The 21,700-nt window shown below is 59.5% G+C and carries 17 protein-coding genes and 1 pseudogene; 7 read left to right on the top strand and 11 right to left on the bottom strand.

All coding sequences use genetic code 11. From position 1 onward, the window contains the following. Positions 1–122: 122 nt before the first annotated feature. From M5B96_RS05480 to M5B96_RS05470, 3 genes are all read left to right on the top strand, one after another. A complete protein-coding gene (locus M5B96_RS05480) occupies positions 123–1,859 on the top strand; it encodes an amidase (RefSeq protein ID WP_248795617.1) in 1,737 nt (578 codons plus the stop codon). Between the two features lie 399 nt (positions 1,860–2,258). Then, a complete protein-coding gene (locus tag M5B96_RS05475) occupies positions 2,259–3,770 on the top strand; it encodes a hypothetical protein (RefSeq protein WP_248795616.1) in 1,512 nt (503 codons plus the stop codon). Between the two features lie 96 nt (positions 3,771–3,866). After that, entirely contained in the window at positions 3,867–6,803 is a 2,937-nt protein-coding gene (locus M5B96_RS05470) for a TIM-barrel domain-containing protein (protein ID WP_248795615.1), read from the top strand. A 174-nt stretch (positions 6,804–6,977) separates the two neighbouring features. On the opposite strand, the gene M5B96_RS05465 is transcribed toward M5B96_RS05470, so the two are convergent. Next, a complete protein-coding gene (locus M5B96_RS05465) occupies positions 6,978–9,182 on the bottom strand; it encodes an OsmC domain/YcaO domain-containing protein (protein WP_248795614.1) in 2,205 nt (734 codons plus the stop codon). A 123-nt stretch (positions 9,183–9,305) separates the two neighbouring features. Further along, positions 9,306–10,229: pseudogene (locus M5B96_RS05460) on the bottom strand (LysR family transcriptional regulator). A gap of 100 nt (positions 10,230–10,329) precedes the next feature. Here M5B96_RS05460 and M5B96_RS05455 point away from each other — a divergent pair. Continuing rightward, complete coding sequence (locus M5B96_RS05455) at positions 10,330–11,001, top strand: NADPH-dependent F420 reductase (RefSeq protein WP_248795613.1); 672 nt, start codon at positions 10,330–10,332, stop codon at positions 10,999–11,001. Between the two features lie 39 nt (positions 11,002–11,040). On the opposite strand, the gene M5B96_RS05450 is transcribed toward M5B96_RS05455, so the two are convergent. Beyond that, positions 11,041–12,081 (bottom strand): SDR family oxidoreductase, encoded by a 1,041-nt coding sequence (locus M5B96_RS05450; protein ID WP_248795612.1) that lies wholly within the window; start codon positions 12,079–12,081, stop codon positions 11,041–11,043. A 90-nt stretch (positions 12,082–12,171) separates the two neighbouring features. Here M5B96_RS05450 and M5B96_RS05445 point away from each other — a divergent pair, with 90 nt between their 5' ends. Beyond that, entirely contained in the window at positions 12,172–12,795 is a 624-nt protein-coding gene (locus M5B96_RS05445) for a TetR/AcrR family transcriptional regulator (protein ID WP_248795610.1), read from the top strand. Between the two features lie 79 nt (positions 12,796–12,874). Here M5B96_RS05445 and M5B96_RS05440 read toward each other — a convergent pair whose 3' ends face one another. The 5 genes from M5B96_RS05440 to M5B96_RS05420 form a co-directional block, all read right to left on the bottom strand. Next, positions 12,875–13,780 (bottom strand): LysR family transcriptional regulator, encoded by a 906-nt coding sequence (locus tag M5B96_RS05440; RefSeq protein ID WP_248795608.1) that lies wholly within the window; start codon positions 13,778–13,780, stop codon positions 12,875–12,877. Between the two features lie 7 nt (positions 13,781–13,787). Continuing rightward, positions 13,788–14,990 carry a low temperature requirement protein A gene (locus tag M5B96_RS05435; protein WP_248795606.1) on the bottom strand — a complete coding sequence of 401 codons (1,203 nt, stop codon included), beginning with the start codon at positions 14,988–14,990 and terminating at the stop codon, positions 13,788–13,790. A 76-nt stretch (positions 14,991–15,066) separates the two neighbouring features. Then, positions 15,067–15,840 carry an SDR family oxidoreductase gene (locus M5B96_RS05430; RefSeq protein ID WP_248795604.1) on the bottom strand — a complete coding sequence of 258 codons (774 nt, stop codon included), beginning with the start codon at positions 15,838–15,840 and terminating at the stop codon, positions 15,067–15,069. Between the two features lie 154 nt (positions 15,841–15,994). Next, entirely contained in the window at positions 15,995–16,330 is a 336-nt protein-coding gene (locus M5B96_RS05425; protein WP_248795602.1) for a hypothetical protein, read from the bottom strand. An 18-nt stretch (positions 16,331–16,348) separates the two neighbouring features. Further along, positions 16,349–17,608 (bottom strand): hypothetical protein, encoded by a 1,260-nt coding sequence (locus M5B96_RS05420; RefSeq protein WP_248795601.1) that lies wholly within the window; start codon positions 17,606–17,608, stop codon positions 16,349–16,351. Between the two features lie 263 nt (positions 17,609–17,871). On the opposite strand from M5B96_RS05420, the gene M5B96_RS05415 reads away from it, so the two are divergent. Then, the gene (locus tag M5B96_RS05415; protein WP_248795599.1) at positions 17,872–18,351 is read left to right on the top strand and encodes a VOC family protein; all 480 of its coding nucleotides are present in this window, start codon (positions 17,872–17,874) and stop codon (positions 18,349–18,351) included. 82 nt (positions 18,352–18,433) lie between these two features. Beyond that, entirely contained in the window at positions 18,434–18,787 is a 354-nt protein-coding gene (locus M5B96_RS05410; RefSeq protein WP_248795597.1) for a VOC family protein, read from the top strand. Positions 18,788–18,790: 3 nt separating this feature from the next. Here M5B96_RS05410 and M5B96_RS05405 read toward each other — a convergent pair whose 3' ends face one another. From M5B96_RS05405 to M5B96_RS05395, 3 genes are all read right to left on the bottom strand, one after another. Beyond that, positions 18,791–19,306 (bottom strand): cytochrome b, encoded by a 516-nt coding sequence (locus tag M5B96_RS05405; RefSeq protein WP_248795595.1) that lies wholly within the window; start codon positions 19,304–19,306, stop codon positions 18,791–18,793. Between the two features lie 467 nt (positions 19,307–19,773). Beyond that, positions 19,774–20,301: a hypothetical protein gene (locus tag M5B96_RS05400; RefSeq protein ID WP_248795593.1), complete on the bottom strand. Its 528-nt coding sequence runs from the start codon at positions 20,299–20,301 to the stop codon at positions 19,774–19,776. Between the two features lie 56 nt (positions 20,302–20,357). Beyond that, positions 20,358–21,164 (bottom strand): hypothetical protein, encoded by an 807-nt coding sequence (locus M5B96_RS05395; RefSeq protein ID WP_248795591.1) that lies wholly within the window; start codon positions 21,162–21,164, stop codon positions 20,358–20,360. Positions 21,165–21,700 lie beyond the last annotated feature (536 nt).

Genomic DNA, 21,700 nt, shown 5'->3' with positions numbered 1-21,700 from the left:
GAAATTTGGTGGCCTGCCTCCTTTCTTTTAAGATGCATTGTCCATCGGCTTGATTGAGCTACCCAAGCTCCCCTATGACACCAACACTCCCCCCCGCCCCCTCCGCAGTCGGCGATAACCACATGATCGAAGTAACCGAAGTTTCCATTGCCCAGCTGCGCGCTGCGCTCGAATCCGGCCAGACCACGGCGGTTGAACTGGTTCAGGCCTACCTCGCCAGGATCGACGCCTACGACGGCACCGATACGCCTACCGCCCTCAACGCGGTGGTGGTCCGCAACCCCGAGGCCCTCAACGAAGCCCGGGCGTCCGATGCCCGCCGGGCCAAGGGCGAGACACTGGGACCACTCGACGGTATTCCCTATACCGCCAAGGACAGTTATCTGGTCAAGGGGCTTACCGCCGCCTCCGGTAGTCCGGCCTTCGCCAAGCTGGTCGCCCAGCGCGATGCGTTCACCATCGAACGGCTACGCGCAGGTGGCGCGATCTGCCTGGGCAAGACCAATATGCCGCCCATGGCCAACGGCGGCATGCAGCGCGGGGTCTACGGTCGGGCGGAGAGCCCGTACAACGCCGACTACCTCACCGCGCCTTTCGCCTCGGGCTCATCGAATGGCGCCGGGACGGCGACTGCCGCCAGTTTCGCCGCGTTCGGCCTCGCTGAAGAAACCTGGTCAAGCGGACGCGGCCCGGCTTCGAACAATGGCCTGTGTGCCTATACCCCTTCGCGGGGCGTGATCTCGGTACGCGGCAACTGGCCATTGACCCCGACCATGGACGTCGTCGTGCCCTACGCCAGGACCATGGCCGACCTCCTCGAAGTACTCGACGTGGTAGTGGCGGAGGATCCCGATACCCGCGGTGATCTGTGGCGGATGCAGCCCTGGGTGCCGATTCCGGGCGTGGCCGCGGTGCGTCCCGAATCCTATGGCGCACTGGCCGCCGGTATCGATGCACTCGCCGGCAAACGCTTCGGCGTGCCACGCATGTTCATCAACGCGGATCCTGAAGCCGGCACCAGCGATGCGCCGGGAATCGGTGGCCCGACAGGTCAGCGCATCAACACCCGAGCTTCGGTGATTGCCCTCTGGGAATCCGCGCGCAAGGCGCTCGAAGCGGCGGGTGCCGAGGTGCTCGAGGTCGATTTCCCGCTGGTCTCGAACTGCGAAGGCGATCGTCCGGGTACGCCGACCGTGTTCACCCGCGGCCTGGTGTCCAAGGAGTTCCTGCACCATGAGTTATGGGAACTGTCGGCCTGGGCCTTCGATGATTTCCTGCGGGCCAATGGCGATCCCGCGTTGAACCGCCTGGTGGACGTGGACGGGCCGAAGATTTTCCCCCACGACCCCGGCACCCTGCCCAACCGCGAAGGCGACCTGGCCGCCGGCATGGACGAGTATGTGCGCATGGCCGAGCGCGGGATTACCCCGTGGAACGAGATCAGCACCTTGCCTGACGGACTGCGCGGGCTTGAACAGACCCGTCGTATCGATCTTGAGGAGTGGATGGATCGCCTGGGACTCGATGCGGTGCTCTTCCCGACAGTGGCCGACGTCGCTCCGGCGGATGCCGATGTCAATCCAAAGTCGGCGGATATTGCCTGGAGCAACGGTATCTGGGTCGCCAACGGCAACCTCGCCATCCGCCATCTGGGCGTGCCTACGGTCACGGTACCGATGGGCGTCATGGCGGATATCGGCATGCCGGTCGGCCTGACCTTCGCCGGTCGTGCTTATGACGATTCAACGCTGCTTCACCTGGCTTCGGCGTTCGAGTCGACTGCAAGCAAGCGTTTGATCCCGCCGCGTACCCCAGCGTTGGCATTAGACGAGATCGATACGCTAACGGATATGCGTTGAAAAAAACGCCAGCACGCTTTTTAGTCACTCAAGTTCAATGAGCTGCCACGGGTACCTCGCTCATGGCATAGCGTTTTCGTCGAAATGCGACTTCGCATTTGACGCTCCCACAACCGCCTGCTAAACCCTGCTAGGCGCATCACAACGTCAAGACATGAACTCGGGTATCCGGGCATAAGCCGCTTGTGCGGCCCAAAACTCCGAACGCTTGAGCACGGCAGCAGGACTGCTGCCGTGAGTCGCCTTGTGCTCCAGTTTTCTGCGCGCACCCAGTCAAGGATATGACCTATGGAAAGCGTTGATCGCCTTAGCAGTGCTATGGGGCGCGGTCTGATCCATCAGCCTTGCTCGTCGTTCCTCCGAAACGGCCTTGCCGGATTGGCCCTCTCAGGACTGTTGTTGGCTACCCAACTGGCAGCCGCCCAGACCGGACCTGTGTTCTCCCCGGACTTACCTTCCCCCCTGAGCCCGGTGATTCCGTCGGACGTCGACCCCGCGCTGATCGGCACCCTGACGAAAAATGGCGAGTTCGCCCAGGTGCAACGGGTCTTCGATATCTTTTCCTGGCAACAATTCCTGGCAATCAATTGGCCGACAGGCGAACAAGGTAAGCCTGCGCCACACATTACCGACCTGGCATTCGGCCCACCGGCCTGGACACGCTGGCGCGAGTCGTTCGAGCTGTTCCAGGAAGACGGTCGGCCACCGCCCTCGTTGCTCACCGAAACGCAAGCGGCGCGGCCCCTGCGTCAAGCCGTGACGGTGCGCCATGGCGTGCCCCTGGGGCCGATGGCGGCGACGAGCACCGACCGTAGCAAGCGAATTCTGTCGATCATCAGCGCCACCAAGGCACTGACTGTACTGAATGAGACCCGGCAAGCCTTTACCCATCCGCTTTGGGACCAGCATGGCCGGCAGGCCCATTACGAAATACTGATGAACGATACCGAAACCCAGTACATCGTGCAGAACCAGCTCTACAACCTCGATGGGCAGATCGCCTTCAGCAACACGCATAATGCCTTGAATATGCCCGCCGGATCATTCAATCGTCCCGAGCAACCCGGCGCGATCGAGATCAAGCTCGCCTGGCGTATCCTGGATGAAGCGGCCGGTGATATCCCGCAACGCTATTTCAGCACCACCGCGATGATACTCAACGACGACGGCAAGGGCTGGCACGATGCACAGGTCGGCCTGGTGGGCATGCACATCGCGCACAAGACCGGCACCTCGCCGCAATGGAGCTGGTCAACCTTCGAGCACGTCGACAATCTGCAGGTCAACTCACTCGAGACCGTTCAGGTCAATGGCAAGCCGCAGCACCTGCGAGCCTCCTTCAACAATCCCGACTGCGCAACTTGCCTGGTCAACAGCTATCCGCCGACCAAGGATCCGGCCACGGGCCAGTTGCGCACCCAAGTGACCCGGGTGATCCCCATTCCCCCCGCCACCGAGCAGATCAATCGACAAGTCCAGGCCTTGCTGCGTGACGTGGGTTCGGTCTGGCAATACTACGAGCTGATCAACACCCAATGGCCGACAGACCCCGCCGCGCCGCCGACCACCCCAGGCCCGGGGACCTTGCCAGGGAGCATCGACAACAAGTCCGGCGGCAAGCCGACACCGGTCTATCTGGCCAACTCGATCATGGAGACGTATTTCCAGGAGGGCAACCAGCCCGTAGGACAGGAAGAGGAAGGCGGGCCGGCGGTGACCGACCAGGTCTTCGCCACTGAAAGCTGCATGGGCTGCCACTATTCGGCGGGTATCGCCAGCGCTTACACCCTGGGTGCCAACGGCGTCAAAACGGCGACTTTCAATGGTCCGACCAGCTCTGACTTCAGTTGGATGTTTCAACAGCTGGCGCATTTCCGCACCGACGGCACGGAGGCAAAGCCGAGCCCCTGAGAGGCTTGAGCACGCTACCGGAGGCGCCTGTGAAAAGCCTCCGGGGAGCGCGCGCATCATCCCAGCGCTCAACCCATTCCACGGAGGAACTTCATCATGAGTCGGCCCCTTACTCAAAAAGCCTACCTGAGAGCCAACGGCGCCAGGGACTTTCTGCAAACCGATCCAGCTGGCACCTACCAGTTCGTGACCACCAACGACTTCACCCCCAACCTCGGACAGTGGACGCCATTCGGTAACGTCGGCGCCATCACGCGGGACGGCAACAGCTTTCTGCTGAGCGCACAGAACAACAATGTCAGCCTGCAACTGTCCTTCCTGTCTCCCCGTTGTTTCCGCGTTCGCTTCAACCCTGCGGCGAATGCCGGCTACGACACCGACAATTCATATGCCGTGATCAATCGCGATCTCGGCCCGGTGACGCTCAACATCCTGCAAAACACCCAGGATCTTCTACTGATCGACACCGGCGCCCTGCAACTGCGCATCAATTTGCAACCCTATGCCCTGCAAGTCTTTCGCGACGACGGCAGCGGACCGCAGCTGGTGCATAGCGATACGACGGATGACAATCACTACTACAACCTGGTCTACCTGCCGGGCCATGAAGTCATTGCCAACTTCAAGCAAACACCGGTGAATGCCTACTACTTCGGTTTTGGCGAAAAAGCCGGGGCCCAACTAGCCAAAAACGGCTTCAGCCTGACCCAGTTCAATTTCGATAACTTCGAATACCTGTCCGATACGCTGGCGCAGGGCGAGCAGTCCGGGCCGCTCAACCCCAGCGAGCCGCTTTACTGCTCCGTGCCCTTGTTGATCGAGAACAACCCCTGCCCGCAGGGCGTCAATGCCGGCCCGGCGTACAGCTACGGGCTGTTCTTCGACAACCCGTCGCAGTCCTATTTCAACATTGGCGCCAACGATTACTCCAACATGGACGGCATGTACTATTTCGGCGCCTTGTACGGTGAGCTCGACTATTACTTCATGCTCGGCGACCAGACGTCAGAGGTCGTTGACCAATACACCCAACTGACGGGGCGGCCGACGCTGGCTCCGAAATATGCGCTGGGCTACCACCAAGGCTGCTACGGCTATTACGACCAGGAAAAACTCAGCGCGGCGGCCGACGCCTACCGCAACGCCAGTATCCCGATCGACGGGCTGCACATCGATATCGACTTGCAGAACAACTATCGGACGTTTACCAGCAGTGATATCAAGTTCCCTGAACTGGGCGCGCTGTTTTCCAACCTCAAGGCCAACGGTTTCAAGTGCAGCACCAACATCACAGCCATGATCAGCAACAACCCCCTCGATGAGAACGGCGAGGACGCGCCCTACCCCACGCGGGATGAGGGCGTGGTGCAAGGCTATTTCCTCAGCAACGTCCGCGCCGGCCTGCCAACGGACGGCTCGTTGTTCGTCGGGGAAGAAAACTACGGCGTGAACTACGGCAGCAACCCCTACTCCTACCCGCCCTTGCAGGCAAACAGCAACCACGAGACACAGCTCGGCTCCGGTGGCTACTACCCCGATCTTGGTCGGCCCGAAGTCCGTACCTGGTGGGGGCGGCAGTACCAGTATCTATTGTCCGCCGGACTGGAGATGGTCTGGCAGGACATGACCGATCCGGCCATCTACGCCTACTATGACACACCGCAGATGCAGCAGAGTGCCAACGACACAGCCGACAGCAACCCGGCGTATGGAGAAGCGCCTCCGCCCAACGAAAACCGCGTGCTGTCGCCCTGGAAGACCGCGCCCCTGGACCTGATGGTGACCAGCTTCGGCGAGAGCGTGGCGCACGCTCAAGTGCACAACGCCTTCGCCCTTTTGCTCAGTGAGGCCACTTATAACGGGCTCAACCAATTGCGGCCGCAGCAGCGCAACTTCATCATCGCCCGCGGCGGTTATGCCGGGTTGCAGCGCTACGCGGCATTGTGGACCGGCGACTCGGCCTCCAGCTGGGACTTCCTCCAGATCAACCTGCCGCAGGTACTGAACCTGGGACTGTCGGGCATCCCGCTTTCGGGCTGCGACATTGGCGGGTTTGGCCCGGGCGACGGCAGTGTCGGCGAAGGCTTGATTACCAATTACGAACTGTTCACCCGCTGGATGCAGCTCGGTTCCTTTTTGCCCTGGTACCGCAATCACTACGACGGCTACGTCAAGCAGTTCCAGGAACCCTTCAACTACGCCGAGCCGGTGCCGAGCAATTGCCGGAAGTACGTCGAACTGCGCTATCGGATGTTGCAGATCTACTACGACGCCTTATACCAATCGACGCAGACCGGTATGCCGATCGCCCGAGCCCTGTTCCTCAACGAGACGCAGGACCCGCGGATCTATGACTACCTGAACGATCAGTTCTTCGTTGGCCGCGATATCCTCGTGGCCCCGATCATCACCCCGCACGAGACCGCCAGTCCGCCCAGTCCACCCTTGCGCGATATCTACCTGCCCGCGGGGTCGCAGTGGTACGCGTTCATGGACGACGATTTCCCCCTCGATGCACCGATCGACGGTGGGACCCTGGTCATGGGCTATTATGCGGATCTTGACTTGGTGCCGATCTACATACGCGCCGGTGCGATCCTGCCGATGCGCCAGTTGGAACAGTGGGTGGGACAACTTGAGGTCAATCCACTGACCTTCAATATCTACCCGGGCCAGGACTCGACCTACACGCTCTACCTGGATGATGGCTCAAGCACTCAATACGCCACCGCTCAAGCCTACCGCCTGAGCGAAATCAGCCATACCGGTATCGCGAATGGCCAGGACATCCGCATCCAGCGCACGCACGATCACTACCTGCCCGCCGAACCCTTTTATTTCGTCTCCCTGCTCGGCGCCGAAGCGCCACGCTCGGTAACCCTCGACGGAGAATCACTTGACAACGTGGAGAGCCCGCAGGCCCTGGAACAGTCGAGCGTCAATGCGTACTACTACAACGACACGATAAAACAGGTCTATGCCAAGGTTTTCGATACAAGTCCGGACGTTACCCTACAGCTGTTGTTCCTCTGAGGGAGGCCCCTGATGCGCCTCGATCGCTGGAAGCGGCGCCACAGAGCTACCCCGGCGAGGTCGGCGCTCGAAGGTGTGGCCCGCAGCCGGTAACGGCAAACCAACCACCTGGATTGACCGGCCACCCAAAACAAAAAAAGCACCTTGGGTGCTTTTTTTGTTGGCTGTCAGCGATTAACGGGATAAAGCTGTCATATTCGCCCGTGCCGCATGCAGTTTCTTGTAGCTGTCGATCAAACGCAGGTGCCTATCGAGCCCCTCCAGCTTCATGCTGGTAGGCGTCAAACCGAAGAAACGCACACGGCCTTCCACCGAGCCGATCACCGCGTCCATTCGCGGATTGCCAAACATCCGACGGAAATTGACCTCGTAATCGTCCAGTTCCAGCTCATCGTCCAGTTGCACCTCCAGCACCACATTCAAGGCCTGGTAAAACAACCCGCGCTCGACTGTGTTGTCATTGAACTGGAGGAAGGTTTCCACCAGTTCCTTCGCCTCGTCAAACTGCTGCAAGGCAAGATAGATCAGCAGCTTCAACTCCAGAATCGTCAACTGGCCCCAGGCCGTATTGTCGTCAAATTCGATGCCGATCAAGGTGGTGATGTCGGTGTAATCATCCAGCTCGCTTTCTTCCAAGCGTTTGACCAGCGCTTCAAGCTCGGCATCGTCGAGGCTGTGCAGGTTCAAAATATCGGCACGGAAGAACAGCGCCTTGTTGGTGTTATCCCAGATCAGATCATCGACCGGATAAATTTCCGAGTAATCCGGTACCAGAATGCGGCAGGCCGTTGCGCCGATATGCTCATACACCGCCATGTACACTTCCTTGCCCAGCTCTTCGAGAATGCCGAACAAGGTCGCGGCTTCCTCGGCATTGGAGTTTTCACCCTCGCCGGAGAAATCCCATTCAACAAACTCGAAATCCGCCTTGGCGCTGAAGAAGCGCCACGACACCACGCCGCTGGAGTCGATAAAGTGTTCGACAAAGTTATTCGGCTCAGTCACCGCGTGACTTTCAAAGGTCGGCGCGGGCAGATCGTTCAGGCCTTCAAAACTGCGGCCCTGGAGCAATTCGGTAAGACTGCGCTCCAGCGCCACCTCAAAACTGGGATGCGCGCCGAACGAGGCAAACACGCCACCGGTACGCGGGTTCATCAAGGTGACGCACATCACCGGAAACTCCCCGCCCAGCGACGCATCCTTCACCAGCACCGGGAAGCCCTGCGCCTCCAGCCCCTGAATACCGGCCAGGATACCGGGGTATTTCGCCAGCACTTCCCCTGGCACATCCGGCAAGGCGATTTCACCCTCCAGGATTTCGCGTTTTACCGCGCGCTCGAAGATTTCCGACAAGCATTGCACCTGCGCTTCGGCCAGCGTATTACCGGCACTCATGCCATTGCTGAGGAACAGGTTTTCAATCAGGTTGGAGGGGAAGTACACCACCTCGCCGTCCGACTGGCGCACGTACGGCAGCGAGCAGATACCGCGCTCTTCATTGCCGGAGTTGGTATCGATCAGATGGGAGCCACGCAACTCGCCATCGGGGTTGTAGATCCCCAGGCAGTACTCGTCGAGAATTTCAGCCGGCAGCGCATCTTTGCGACCCGGCTTGAACCAGCGTTCGTCCGGGTAGTGGACAAACGCCGCGTTGGCGAGGTCTTCGCCCCAAAACTGGTCGTTGTAGAAAAAATTACAATTGAGTCGTTCGATAAACTCGCCCAGGGCTGATGCCAACGCGCCTTCCTTGGTCGAGCCCTTGCCATTGGTAAAACACATCGGCGAGTGCGCGTCGCGGACATGCAGCGACCAGACATTGGGAACGATATTGCGCCACGACGCGATTTCAATCTTCATGCCCAAGCCGGCCAAAATACCCGACATATTGGCGATGGTCTGCTCCAGCGGCAGATCCTTGCCGACGATATAGGTGGCCGCGTCCGCAACCGGGCTCGACATCAGCAACGCCTGGGCATCGGCATCGAGGTTTTCCACCTCTTCAATCACAAACTCAGGCCCGGTTTGCACCACCTTTTTAACCGTACAACGGTCAATCGAACGCAAGATACCCTGGCGGTCCTTGGCGGAGATATCCGCCGGCAACTCGACCTGAATCTTGAAAATCTGGTTGTAGCGGTTTTCCGGATCAACAATATTATTCTGCGACAGGCGAATATTATCGGTGGGAATATTGCGAGTTTCGCAGTACAACTTCACAAAGTAAGCCGCACACAACGCCGATGAAGCCAGAAAATAATCGAACGGCCCCGGTGCCGAACCATCGCCCTTGTAGCGGATGGGTTGATCGGCGACCACCGTGAAGTCATCGAATTTGGCCTCAAGTCGAAGGTTGTCGAGAAAGTTGACCTTGATTTCCATGCGGGATTACCAGAATAACGAGCCAAATGATTGGCCGCCATTATCCGGTTTTTTTCCGCCCACCGCCGTAGTTTTTCCCCGGCAGCACCAGCCAGCACAAAGCTACCCAAGCCCGCGGCGACCTCAAAGGTCCGTACGGCATTGAGCGCTGGCAAGCGTTGCATAGTGGCTGAGCGCCGCATCGATAAAGCGCCGGAGTTTGGCGGTGCGCTGACGGGTTGCCGTGTAAAGCAAATGCATCGGTCGGCTTGGCGCTTCGAAATCGGCCAACAGTCACACCAGTTCGCCATTTCGCAGCGCCGGCTCAAGAAAGTCTTCGGGGCCAAGGACAATGCCAAACCCGTCAAGCGCCGCCGACAGCAGCGCCTTGCTCTCGTTGACCTGCAAACGGCTGGCGACGGGGACCTTGTAAAGGGCGGAGTCCTTGCTGAATTGCCATTCGCGATCGGCCGGGCGTGACCAATAGGCATACCCTAGACATTCATGCTGCTCGAGGTCAGCGGGTGTGCGTGGCGTGCCGCGCTGCGCCAGATAGCTCGGTGCGGCACAGGCCAGCAGTCGATACGGCGCCAACGGCCGGGCGGTCAAACTCGAGTTGGCCAAGGGGCCGATCCGAAAAGCCACTTCATAGCCCTCCTCCACCAGATCGACGAAGCGGTCGGTCAAATGCAGATCGATTTCCACCTCAGGGTGCTGCCGCAAAAACTTCGTCACAAATGGCATCAGGCTATAGGAGCCGAAGGTCACCGGAGCGGTGACTTTCAGTTTGCCACGCGGGGTGTCGTTCATGATCTGCGCCAGGGAGTCAGCAGCCTGGGCTTCGCTCAAAATATGCTTGCAACGCTCATAGTAAGCACTGCCCAGCTCGGTCAGGCTCTGCCGCCGGGTCGTGCGGTTGAGCAACCGCGCGCCCAACCTGTGCTCAAGCGCGGCAACATGCTTGGCGACCATCTGCGGCGACATGCCCAAGCGCTCCGCGGCACTGGCATAGGAGCCAGACTCCGCAGCAACGACAAAAGCGCTCATACCTGTAAGGCGATCCAACATTCAACACTCCTGGTAACAAGACTAAGTCCTGAACGGCGATTTATCTCCCATTGATTGCTAATCATCATAGCGTCTTCCAACCAAGCAGCGGAGTAAGGACATGCGCATCGGCATTATTGGGGCAGGGTTTATCGGACGTGCGGTGGCGCAACGGGTGATAGCGGCGGGACACGAGGCGATGCTCAGCAACTCTCGCGGCCCACAGACCATGAGCAGTGTGCTCAGCGGCATTCCCTCCAGTCAGGTCGGCACCGTGGAGCAAGCCGCTCAATTTGGTGAGGTGGTGCTCGTGGCCATTCCCCTGGCACATTACCGCAGCCTGCCGGCGCAGTGGCTGGAGGGCAAAATCATCCTCGATGCCAACAACTACTACCCGCAACGAGACGGCCGGATTCCCGCTCTGGATCGCTTCGAGACCACCACCAGTCGCCTGCTCGCCGAACATCTGCCGCGAGCCAGAGTGGTCAAGGTTTTCAACGCTATCCTCGCCCAGGACCTGGGGCAAGACTCACGCCCGAAAGGCGCGCCTGACCGCCGCGCGCTACCGATCGCCGCAGACGATCCGCTCGCCAAGGCCCTGGTGATCCAATTGTTGGACGAGATTGGCTTCGATGCGGTGGATGCCGGCGGCCTGGATGAAAGCTGGCGATTCGAGCGGGCCAAACCCGCCTACTGCATACCCTTGGATAAAGCAGGACTGACGGTGGCGTTGGCGGCGGCCCAACGGCAGATCGAATTGCCCGAGGGATCGTGGCGCCGACTTCAGGGCTGAGCGCATGACAGCTGGATCGGGGAAATAGCGCCCGGCGTTTCAAGTCCGTGTCCCCGGGGCCCCCGATAGCCACTCATGCTCTCGGTACCAGGCCAGCGTATCGCGCAGGGTAAGCTCCAGCGGCCGGAATACCAGGCCCAATTCCCTCTGGCTCTTGAGCGGACTGAAATGACTGCGCCCGGCCTCCTTGAGCATCAAGCGAACGGTGGCAAAGCTGAGTAACGCGGGTTTGTCACTCAAACCCGCGATCAGCTCCTGCACGCCCGCAATCAGATAGAGCAATGGCACCGGCAACTTGCGTCGGGGGGTGGCCACACCGGCAATCTGGCCGATCAGGGGAATCAGTTCACTCATGGTCATGTGTCGGCCAGCGGCGAGATAGCGCTCGCCAGATCGCCCCTGTTCGGCTGCCGCGAGCAAGGCTGAGGCAACGTCGCGGGCATCCACCAGCGAAAAGCTCCCCGGCACCAACCCTGGCAACTTGCCGCGCACCGTATCCAGCAGCAGTTGCCCCGATGAAGTCGGTCCCCTGTCACCGGGTCCCCACATCCACCCGGGGAGTACAAAGGTCGCGTGCATCGTCGGGTGAGACGCGCAGAAAGCCCGCACGGCCTGATCGGCCAGGATCTTGCTGCGGTAGTAATCATCGGCGCTGGCGGGATCGCGCTCGTCGGTCTCATCGATAATGGCTCCCGGTTCGCCATTCAGCACGGCGATGGAAGACGTCTGCACGAACCGCCGGATGCCGGCCTGGTAGGCCTGCTCGATCAACGCCGCCGTGCCATGGATGTTGATGCGCTGCAAGGTTTGCCAATGGCGCCCGCCCTTGTAGTTGTCGCGGAAGAACGCGGCGGTATGGAACACCACGGCACAGCCCTGCATCGCCGGAGCGAACGCCGCCACGTTATCCAGGTCACCGACCACCAGCCGGATGCCGGACAGATCGCGGAACTGTTGCCTGGCTTTTTCCAGCGAACGCACCAAGGCAACGACGCCATAGCCCCGCTCGATCAGCAAACGAACCAGGTTGCTGCCGAGAAGTCCGGTGGCGCCAGTCACAAACGCGATGTTCTGGGACATTATTTAAAGCTCGATTGATTTCTAGATATCAAATGATATCTGCAAATCATATCGATTGAATTTAAAAGCTCAAGTGATATTTTGACACCCATGAACGCACAGACCCGCAAACGGCTCAGCCGTGAAGAAAGCCAGGCCCAGACCCGCGAACGCCTTGTCGAGGCGGCACGGCGCTTGTTCGTACAACGCGGCTTTGGTGGTACGTCGATTCGCGATATCGCCGACGAGGCCGGCTATTCGCAAGGTGGTTTCTATTCGAATTTCGCCAGCAAGGAGGCGCTGTTGCTGGAGCTTCTGCGCCAGCATATGCAAGCCGAAGCCTTGCAACTGGACGTCCTGATAGAAGCGGCGGAACACCTGGATGGCGATGTGCTGGCGGGACTGGAGGCATGGTCGACGACCTTGGACCAGGATGCCGACTGGGCAATGCTGGCGGTGGAGTTGCAACTGCACGCCAATCGCAGTGCGGCCTTCGCCGAGGAGTACCGCCACGTGTGGGACGGCCATCGGCTAGCGCTGGGCGGACTGGTTGCCAGGGTGTTTGCCCGGTTGCGCAAGATCCCCCCGCTGGAGCCGGCGGAACTGGCGGCTGGCCTGATGGCACTGGCCCACGGCCAGGCGCTGCAACAGGTGGTGTACGCGACCCTGGCTCCGGGGCGGATGATCATGGTTTTCCTGAGAGGGGTCTTGGCCAGTAGCGCTGACGCTGAATAGCCCTTCGCCGTGTAGACCTGCCACCTCCCGTTGAAGAATCAACCGGCGCGGCTTGGGGCCAGGCTGAAGCCGCCATTGATCAGCGCGTCAGGAAAGGCCCGATCAGCGTCGCGAACCACTCGATAAACATCCCGAGCCGACGCGAGCGCTGGCGCCGATCAGGATACAACACCGAAACCGTCATGGCTGGCGCACGGTACGCGGGCATGACTTCAACCAACACCCCGGCCTCCAGCAGATGCCGGACATCGAACAAGGGTACCTGGACCAGTCCCAGTCCGGCGCGGCAGCTGGCGATATAGTTTTCAGCGTTGTTCACCACAATCTGGCTGGGCAGTGCCCGGGACTGTTCGACACCGTCGAGGACGTATTCCCAAGGTAATTCCTGGCCACCGATGGTTGGCGCGTAACCGATACACAGATGCCCCTCCTCCAGATCATCCGGATGCTCTGGAACCCCGAATTCGGCCAAATACCCCGGGCTCGCGCAGTTGACCAGGAGCACGTGCCCCAAGGGTTTCACCACCAGGCTGCTGCTCTGCGGGGTACCGAAACGAATCACGCAATCGACACCCTCCTGTATCGGATTGATGGCCCGATCGGTGGCGCCCAGACACAGCTGAAGCCCGGGATAACGACGCAGTAACTCGGGCAAGGCCGGGATGATCAGGCGCCGGGCGATGCGGCTGGGCGCATCGACACTCAGGCGTCCCACGACGTGCTGCTGATGGGTCTGGAACAGTTGGTCGATATCATCGATATCCAGCAGCACCTGGCGTGCACGCTCCAGCAACTGGCTGCCATCGGCAGTCAGGCTGACCTTGCGCGTGGTGCGATGCAACAGGCGCGTGCCAACGTCCGCCTCCAGTTTCTGCACGGCCGCGGACACGCTCGCCCGTGGCAGCTTCAATATCCGCGCGGCCTGGATGAAACTGCCAAGCTCGGCGACCTGTAGGAAGACCCGGTACTGTTCGATTCTGTCCATGTGCCCGTCAATGCTTGAGGGTTGCGTTGGCGTGCCGGGCACGATAGCGCCTGACCACGCGGCCTTCGATGACGCACACCAGCAGCATCACCGCAGTGCTCAGCCAGCTCATCAGCAGCAGGTCCGTGGCATAGGCGACGGGCACCAACACCAGCAGCAACAGCAGCCCGCCGAGATGGGACTTGGGCACCACGTGATACACCACCCGCTTGTACAGGATGCTGCCGGACAGGTAGATCATCGGTCCGGCCACCAAGGTAACGGCATCGACCGTCGACAGCTGCCGGTCGGGATGCAGCATCACCAGGTCGTTACCCACCGCCGTGGTGATGATGCCCGCCAGCAGAATCGCGTGAATATAGTGAAAGTAGGCACCGAGGCGGCCCGGATCGCCAGCGTTGGTGATACGCAACGTAGCGTCCTTGCCGGCAGTACCGAAGTACAACCACCACATCGCCAGGGTACCGAGGAACGTCGCCAGCAGGCCAAGCAGGATGGGGCTATTCCAATGCGCGGTTTCGCCCAGGACCGCACCGCTGGCCAGCAGGGTTTCGCCCAGGGCGACAATCACAAACAACTGGCAGCGCTCGGCCAGATGACCGCCCTCGATGGTCCAGTCACTGGTCCGCGAACGTCCCAGGCCGGGGAAGGCGAAGCCGAACATGGGTGAGACGTACTCGCACAACACGGCGATCAACCACAGGCCAATGCGTAGCGGACCTGCCACACAAGCACCGGCCACCCAGAACAGCGCGGCCACCACCACCCAGCCGAGCATGCGCCTGAAGTTGTCCGCCAGCGGATGCTCGCATGGCAGTTGCAGGACGATAAAGCCGGTACGCCCGACCTGTATCAAGCCATAGGCCAGGGCGAAAACCAGCCCGCGCTCGCCGAAAGCCTCGGGAATGCTGGCGGCCATCAGCAGCGCCGGGATCATCAGGGCAAAGACCAGCCCGCGTATCAGGGGCGTCTCCGGATCGAACCAGTTGGTGACCCAGCCGGTGTACTGCCAGCCCAGCCACACGGCGAACCAGAGGATCAGGGTCTCCATCACTCCAACCAGCGTCAGATGAGTGAGCAGGCCGTGACTGAGCTGCGTCACGGCGAACACATACACCAGATCGAACATGAGTTCTTCGAAGGTCACCCGCGCATGATGACCGTCGCGATGGCGAAGCAAAGGATGAGGCGCGTGCTGGTTTACGCTCATGTCAAACCCCGTGGCCTGGTGGTGTCGGGAAAAAGTGTCAACGCACCATGCGGGGCTTGCAACGTTTTTTATCGACTCACTTGGTGGTATAGCCGCCGTTGATCAGGATCGTCTGGCCGGTGACCCACCAGCCGTCGCTGACCAGATTGCGAATGAACGGCACCACGTCCTCGATATCGGTCAGCCCGGTGCGGGAGAACGGCGACAGGGCGGCAGCGGTTTTATGGTAGTTGACCGCCTCCTCGCCTTCGGCCGGATAAAAAAACGGCGTGTCCATCGGACCTGGGCCCACCGCCGTCACCGAAATGCCGCGTACGCCCAACTCTTTCGCCGCAGCCCGGGTGAAGTGCTCGACGGGAGCCTTGCCACCGGCATAAGCCGCATAGAAAGGCGTGAAGGCCCCGAGTAACGAGGTGACGATCGAGCAGATCTTGCCGTTGTCGTTGAGCTGTTTGCCCGCCTCCTTGATAAAGAAGAACGCGGACTTGGCGTTGACCGCCATCATCTCGTCGTATTCGGCCTCAGTGATTTCGGCCATCGGTTTTTTCAGGACTTTGCCTACGGTGTTGATTGCAATGTCCGGCCGCCCCACTGCCGCCAGCGTATCCTGGAAGAGTTTTTCCACCGCGCCGGCCGTGGTCAGATTGGCCTGTAATGCCACGGACTCGGCGCCCAACGCCTTGATCGCCGCCACAGTGGCCTCGGCGTCGGGCTGGCTGGCGGCGCTGTTGTAATGCACCACCACGGCCTTCGCCCCCTGCTGCGCCAGGTCTCGAGCGATAAGACCACCCAAATTCTTGGCGCCCCCGGCGACAAGCACCACTTTACCCATGATGGAATGGTCCGGCATGACGTAGCTCCTGGCTGATGAAAGTACGCCACAGTCTAGAGAGGCAGCGCGCAAAGATAAGCCGGTGAACGCTGGATGGACTGTCCAGGATTTACGACCAATCATCATCTGCGCAGGATGTCTTGTTTGCGACTTCAGCCGATCATGCCGGACCTCATAACACGCTCACCCGAAGTACCGCACTGGCAACGGCCGCGAAAAAAACCTGCTTCCCGGGAGGAGCACCATTGGTGTTGTTGATGTAATCGAACAGTGCCTGGGCCTCGCGGACCTGGGCAAGCGCACCATTGACTTGACTATCGACGAGCATCAGCGGGTCCTTGCCTCGAAGGTCCTTCGCGCAGTCAGCGACTTGCGTCGCCTGCTCCGACAACGCTTGCTCATCCGAGACCTCGAATGGTGCCCGTTGATTGATGCTCAGGCGTGTCTCGGTGTACGCAAGCTTGCAGGTCTCCGCGTACAACAAGGCGACTGTGGTTTCATTTGCCATAGGAACCTCCCCCTCCTTTTATTTAACCGCTTGGACCACATCGGCGAGTGCCTTGACTACCGTCTTGAAGTTCTGCAGACGCTCGTTGGCGATGGCTTTCTTCTGTTCATCCGTCGGGTCATTGACCAAGGAAACAAGTGCCTGGTACGACTTGGAAAGACTGTCAAATACCTCTGCGACCGCGCTCGACCGCATATCACCATCGGTAATGAGGTACTTTCCGCGCTCGGCCAAAAGCAGCGACCGGTCGTAGGGATTGGTCGTGTCCTTGAATTTTTCTTGTAGCCTCATACGTGCTTGTTGCGCGGCATTTTGCGAGTAGACCGCTGCCAGATTGCCGTCGCCGAGCGCCACGGCGCGTAGTCTGGCGATCAAATCCTCGACATCAAGCTGATTGGAATTGACCAACTTCTTGATCGCTGCCGCGTCCTGCGCATCCTGCGCCATGGTTTGAACAACTCCGGCCAATTTACCCAAGGCCTCGAGTGCCCCCTGCACTTGCTTCTGGGTATCTTGCGAAGCACTGGACAGCTGTTTACCCGACACGTCGCTGACGGCCTTGGTCAGCGACGACAGCCGTTCGGAAAGGTGCTTGGCATCATCCGGGTATTCCGATTTCCGTGCATCAGCTACCTTCGCCAGTAAATCCAGGTACTCGGAAAGTTCACGCACCCCTGCCCCGACCAGCTTGCTCTCGACACTACCGGCGCGCTGGTACTCCGTTTTCTCCAGAAGTGCCAGGTAGCGGGACGCCTCTTGCTGCAATGCCTGCCTGTCGGCTGCTGGCTGATTCGCTGTCTCCTTGAGTGCAATCGCGTAGCTACCCTCGAGCTGGACAAGGCAGTTACGCTCCGCACTGGTATAGCAAGCTGACCGGCAAAACGCCGGCGCCGCGCTCGGCTTGGCCGATGCCGACTGCTCGCAGGCCAGCAGTGACTTGCAATCACTCAATGCATTCTGGTTTGGAAAGCGCTTCAGCGCCGTGGAAACGGTATCGGGGGCGCCTGCAGCGGTGCGCACGAACAAACGTTCATCCTTGATGGGGCAAGATGCATCACTGATGATCTTGTTGAATCGAATGGCATCCTGCGCATCGTCGAGTTGCTTTGACGATACTTCGAGTTGCTTGCCAGCTTCGCGCCCGGCGGCGACGAATGTCGTGGCGGAGTCCTTGTACACCACACTGGCACAACCGCCAGCAATGAGTGCGAACACAAGCACAAACACCGCCCTTGCCATGCCCTTGATAGCGCCATTGAATACCGCCCAGTTCTCCATGGCGTCAACCCTCCCTGGTTATTTTGGAGTAACTGTAGCAGCGATTTTTCCGAAGCAATGGCCTTTTGATGGCGCCTCAATCACTTGTAGATTTCAGTTACCAGAGTTCTGGTTGATCCAGGCCGAAAGATGAGGTTGGCCAGCACCAGGATGTTCCAGTTATCCGCGGCCAATTGGCCTTCGAAAGCACAGTGATTGCGAATACCACGACGCCAATCTGTGATCGACTAAAATCCACGGATCCCCCATCGTGGAGAAGCCACATGACCAGCAAAAACACGATTTGTCTCTGGTACGACGGCACCGCTCTGGATGCCGCGACGTTTTACGCCGAGACCTTCGCCGATAGCGCGGTGAGTGCTGTCCACCGTGCGCCCGGCGACTATCCCGCGGGCAAACAGGGCGATGTCCTGACTGTCGAATTCAGCGTGCTCGGCATTCCTTGCCTCGGCCTGAACGGCGGGCCCGCGTTCAAGCATAGCGAGGCGTTCTCGTTCCAGGTGGCGACCGATGACCAGGCCGAAACGGACCGCCTGTGGAACGCGATTGTCGGAAACGGCGGCGAGGAAAGTGCCTGCGGCTGGTGCAAGGACAAGTGGGGGCTGTCGTGGCAGATCACCCCACGGGCCTTGATGAGCGCGATCGGCAGTCCTGATCGCGCGGCGGCCAAGCGTGCGTTCGACGCCATGATGGGCATGAGAAAGATCGACATCGCGGTGATTGAAGCGGCATTGAAGGGATAATCCGCCTGGCTTGGGGGCAGGCGTTTGGATCGGGAAGCAATCCGACCTATGCTGAACGCTCCAGCCCCATCCGGAGCCCGTCATGACCGTCCGCCGCATTGTCGCCAACCTGACCTGCCAGCATCCGGCCGAAGTCGCGACCTTTTATAGCGAGTTGTTCGATATCCTCCCGGTGATGGACCACGGCTGGATCATCACCCTGGCCTCAGACAGTCACGCCCTCGCACAGTTGAGCATTGCCAGCGAGGGCGGCTCAGGTGCGCCGGTGCCGCACCTGTCCATCGAAGTAGACAACCTCGACGAGGTCTTCGAGCGCGCGCAACGTGGCGGCTACGCGATCCCCTACCCGCTGACCCTGGAGCCCTGGGGCGTGCGGCGCTTCTTCGTGTATGACCCGCTGGGCACGCTGATCAATGTGCTGCAGCACAGCGACTGAACTTCATAACATCCGATACAGCACCGAACGGCCTCGAAGCTGGTGTCGCAACACGGCGGCCAGGTGCAACGCCACCAGCGCGGCCAGCATGGCGCAGAGCAGATGATGCAGTTGTTGAACATCGGCCAGGGCCGGCACGGAGTGAAGCAGTTGCGGCAGCGGCATGATCCCAAGCAACAGCACGGGATGGTTCATCATCACCACGCCGGTCAGCAATACCCCACTGACGCAGAGATAAATCAGGGTGTGGGTCAGTTTGGCGATACTTTTCTGCAGATCCCTGGTGCCTGTCGAGTGTTCAGGCGAGGTGCGCAGGTACAACCACAGGCGCCAGGCAAAGAGCGGAATAAACACCGTGGTTATTTGTGGATTGATGCTTTCCACCCACTGGCGAACGGGGTGATGCACGGGAAGCAAGGTCACACCGAAGCCGCTCAACGTAGCCCAGAGAATGACCAGCGCGGAGATCCAATGCAGGTAGATACGGGTGGTCGTGTAGGGCTTGAGGGGTGATTGCAAGACGGAGTGGTCCATAAAATCGTGCGGCACTCGCTAGTAAGAAGGATTTACATTTAGATTTGCAGTGCCACGGTACTATCCCGCTGTTCGCACTGCAAGGGTTTGGGCGCCCTACCCTCTGTGTTTGCGGGGTTTGGATGCTCTGCGTCAATGAAATCCCTTCGCCACAATCGGTAATAATCCCGGGCTTGTCGCTGTGAAGGCTGGGCACTAGTCTTTGAATGTCGCTGCTCATTCAGCGACCGGGCCTGGAAACCCGGCAAGAAATCAGGCGCTCGACGCCTCCATGGATTACGATTGCAGGCGTTTTTTTTATGCCCGCTTATCTGTGTCATGGCGGCTGTGCGCGGGAGACCTTCGGGTCTGCCGGGGTCCTGATTTCCCGGTTTCCAGCCTGCGTACAGCTACCACCCTCCGCCTGGAAACTGTCAGTACCGATGCAAAACTGACCCACCGAAACAACCAGCTTATTGCTCCTGTCTGACGAACCTAAGACACGCAAAACCCGTCTTGATGTGCAGCTGTTGAACGGGTTCGACGCTCTCCCGAGTCCCGATTTTTTTGATAACGCCAAGCCCGCAGTAATGTTGGTCTCTGGTAAAGATGGGCAGGATGCCCGTTCTGGACTCACTCCAGAAGCCCGACTTCAGGATGTAAGTAGCCCCTTCCTGAGGCGTGAAGGAGAAAGGGATTTGACACACGCTATCCGCGAGTACTCGTCGGTACGTCAATACCAGCTCTTTGCCCACGGCTACTGGCGCTTCGATAAGACCGTCAGTGTTTGGCAATGGCGTGAAGCCCGCGTAACAACCTGATTCGTTGAAGGTCATGGCGTCCAGGGTGGTGCCATGTTCGTATGCAAGACGAACCGTCGCTGAAGGTTCGTCCGGCCGGGGGAAGAGATACTGCTGACCCTGAAGTAGTGAAGCACAACCGCTGAGCGCAACCGTTCCAGCTAACAGCGCATACCAGAAAAACTTGTTATTCCCGTCCATCAACCGCTCCCTGATACCTTTTGAGCAAGCTTGCTCGTGATAGACGCCAACCAAGCTCAACGCACAGGATAGGCGATCATCTCCAACGGCTTGGACTTGGATTCGACCGTATAACGACCTATCTTTACCGAGGCCGAATCGCCGTTGGCCGGCCAGATGGCGTCGGCCTCTGTCTGAACCTCTTGCGTCGACAATTCTGGCGCGAGGGTTCGCAGCAACGCATAGGTCATGCAACGCATCAGCCGAAGCTGCTCCTTGGGTTGCATGAATTGCTCCCCAGTCGTCCATTGTGCTTTTACAACCCTTCCGTCTTCGTCCTTGGAAAACTTCATATCAACAGCGCCGTCCTGCACAAACATGGATTGCTGTGTTTGAGTGCCCGGTATTGAGTACGTCCCGGCACGAACATCCCTGCACGTGAAGTCCTCTTTAGCCCGTTCCTCCATGGCCTGTGACATTTCTCGAGGCGTTAACTCGAAAGACGGTGGCCTGACAAAGCCGCAGGTATAGACAAATTCGACCTTGTCGGGCCAACCCAGCCCGGCGTCATGCACCCGGTGAACGACCGCATCAAGGTAGCGCGGAGGATTGATGGAGCTGCACGTCAGGATCGCCCGGACCGTCTTGGTGACGGTGCCGTTGTGGTCGCTACTGACGGTGTAAGAGAAACTCGCCTGTTCGCCGAAGTCCTTTTTCAAGCCTTGGAGAATCTGCTTGTTTTGCTCGTCTGTGAGCATCGATGCCTGTGCCAGACGGAGACCATGGTAGAACCTTCCAAGCCTCGACCAATCGACATTGAGCCAGAGAGCAGCAGCCGACAACAGCAAAAGGATAATCAGTAAGGTACGCGTCCTGCGAGCCATAACGGGAAACTCTGAAGAGGTGCGGCCTGTATTGGCCAATGGGTTTCGGGTGTGAACGGAGGGGCCGTAGCTGGGGTCGCATGCTACTAATTAGCCACTGTCGTATTCAAGGCAATTCTACTGATTGTGCTGGTCTGGATAGTGCTGCAATCCGACCTATGTTGAACGCCTATGCCCCGCCTTGAGTCTGTCATGACCATCTTTCGTATAGTCGCCCACCTGCCCCCCCCCCCGCCGAGGTTGCAGTCCTTCAAAATGCCTCCTCGCCACAATCGGTAATAATCCCGACCTTGTCGCGGTAGAGACCGAACACTAGTCTTCGGTAGTCGCCGCCTATTCGGCGACCGGGCTTGGAAACCCGAAGACATAGCGCACAGGCGTCCATCGGTTACAATTGCGGGCGTTTTTTCGTCCGCTTTTTTCAATGGCGGCTGTGCGCGGGAGGATTTCGGTCCTGCCGGGTCCTATGTCCCCGGTTTCCAACCTGCGTACAGCTGCCACCCCCTCGCTTGGAACGAACGTGGCTGCTCTCACTT

The organism is Pseudomonas sp. MWU13-2105 (assembly GCF_023242315.1).
In the GTDB taxonomy this organism is placed as follows: Bacteria; Pseudomonadota; Gammaproteobacteria; order Pseudomonadales; family Pseudomonadaceae; genus Aquipseudomonas.
This window is presented reverse-complemented; position numbering and strand designations above follow the sequence as displayed.

Coding starts and splice junctions, on each gene's coding strand:
- M5B96_RS05480 (WP_248795617.1), top strand. CDS start 123: ATGATCGAAGTAACCGAAGTTTCCATTGCCCAGCTGCGCGCTGCGCTC.
- M5B96_RS05470 (WP_248795615.1), top strand. CDS start 3,867: ATGAGTCGGCCCCTTACTCAAAAAGCCTACCTGAGAGCCAACGGCGCC.
- M5B96_RS05465 (WP_248795614.1), bottom strand. CDS start 9,182: ATGGAAATCAAGGTCAACTTTCTCGACAACCTTCGACTTGAGGCCAAA.
- M5B96_RS05455 (WP_248795613.1), top strand. CDS start 10,330: ATGCGCATCGGCATTATTGGGGCAGGGTTTATCGGACGTGCGGTGGCG.
- M5B96_RS05450 (WP_248795612.1), bottom strand. CDS start 12,081: ATGTCCCAGAACATCGCGTTTGTGACTGGCGCCACCGGACTTCTCGGC.
- M5B96_RS05445 (WP_248795610.1), top strand. CDS start 12,172: ATGAACGCACAGACCCGCAAACGGCTCAGCCGTGAAGAAAGCCAGGCC.
- M5B96_RS05440 (WP_248795608.1), bottom strand. CDS start 13,780: ATGGACAGAATCGAACAGTACCGGGTCTTCCTACAGGTCGCCGAGCTT.
- M5B96_RS05435 (WP_248795606.1), bottom strand. CDS start 14,990: ATGAGCGTAAACCAGCACGCGCCTCATCCTTTGCTTCGCCATCGCGAC.
- M5B96_RS05430 (WP_248795604.1), bottom strand. CDS start 15,840: ATGCCGGACCATTCCATCATGGGTAAAGTGGTGCTTGTCGCCGGGGGC.
- M5B96_RS05425 (WP_248795602.1), bottom strand. CDS start 16,330: ATGGCAAATGAAACCACAGTCGCCTTGTTGTACGCGGAGACCTGCAAG.
- M5B96_RS05420 (WP_248795601.1), bottom strand. CDS start 17,608: ATGGAGAACTGGGCGGTATTCAATGGCGCTATCAAGGGCATGGCAAGG.
- M5B96_RS05415 (WP_248795599.1), top strand. CDS start 17,872: ATGACCAGCAAAAACACGATTTGTCTCTGGTACGACGGCACCGCTCTG.
- M5B96_RS05410 (WP_248795597.1), top strand. CDS start 18,434: ATGACCGTCCGCCGCATTGTCGCCAACCTGACCTGCCAGCATCCGGCC.
- M5B96_RS05400 (WP_248795593.1), bottom strand. CDS start 20,301: ATGGACGGGAATAACAAGTTTTTCTGGTATGCGCTGTTAGCTGGAACG.
- M5B96_RS05395 (WP_248795591.1), bottom strand. CDS start 21,164: ATGGCTCGCAGGACGCGTACCTTACTGATTATCCTTTTGCTGTTGTCG.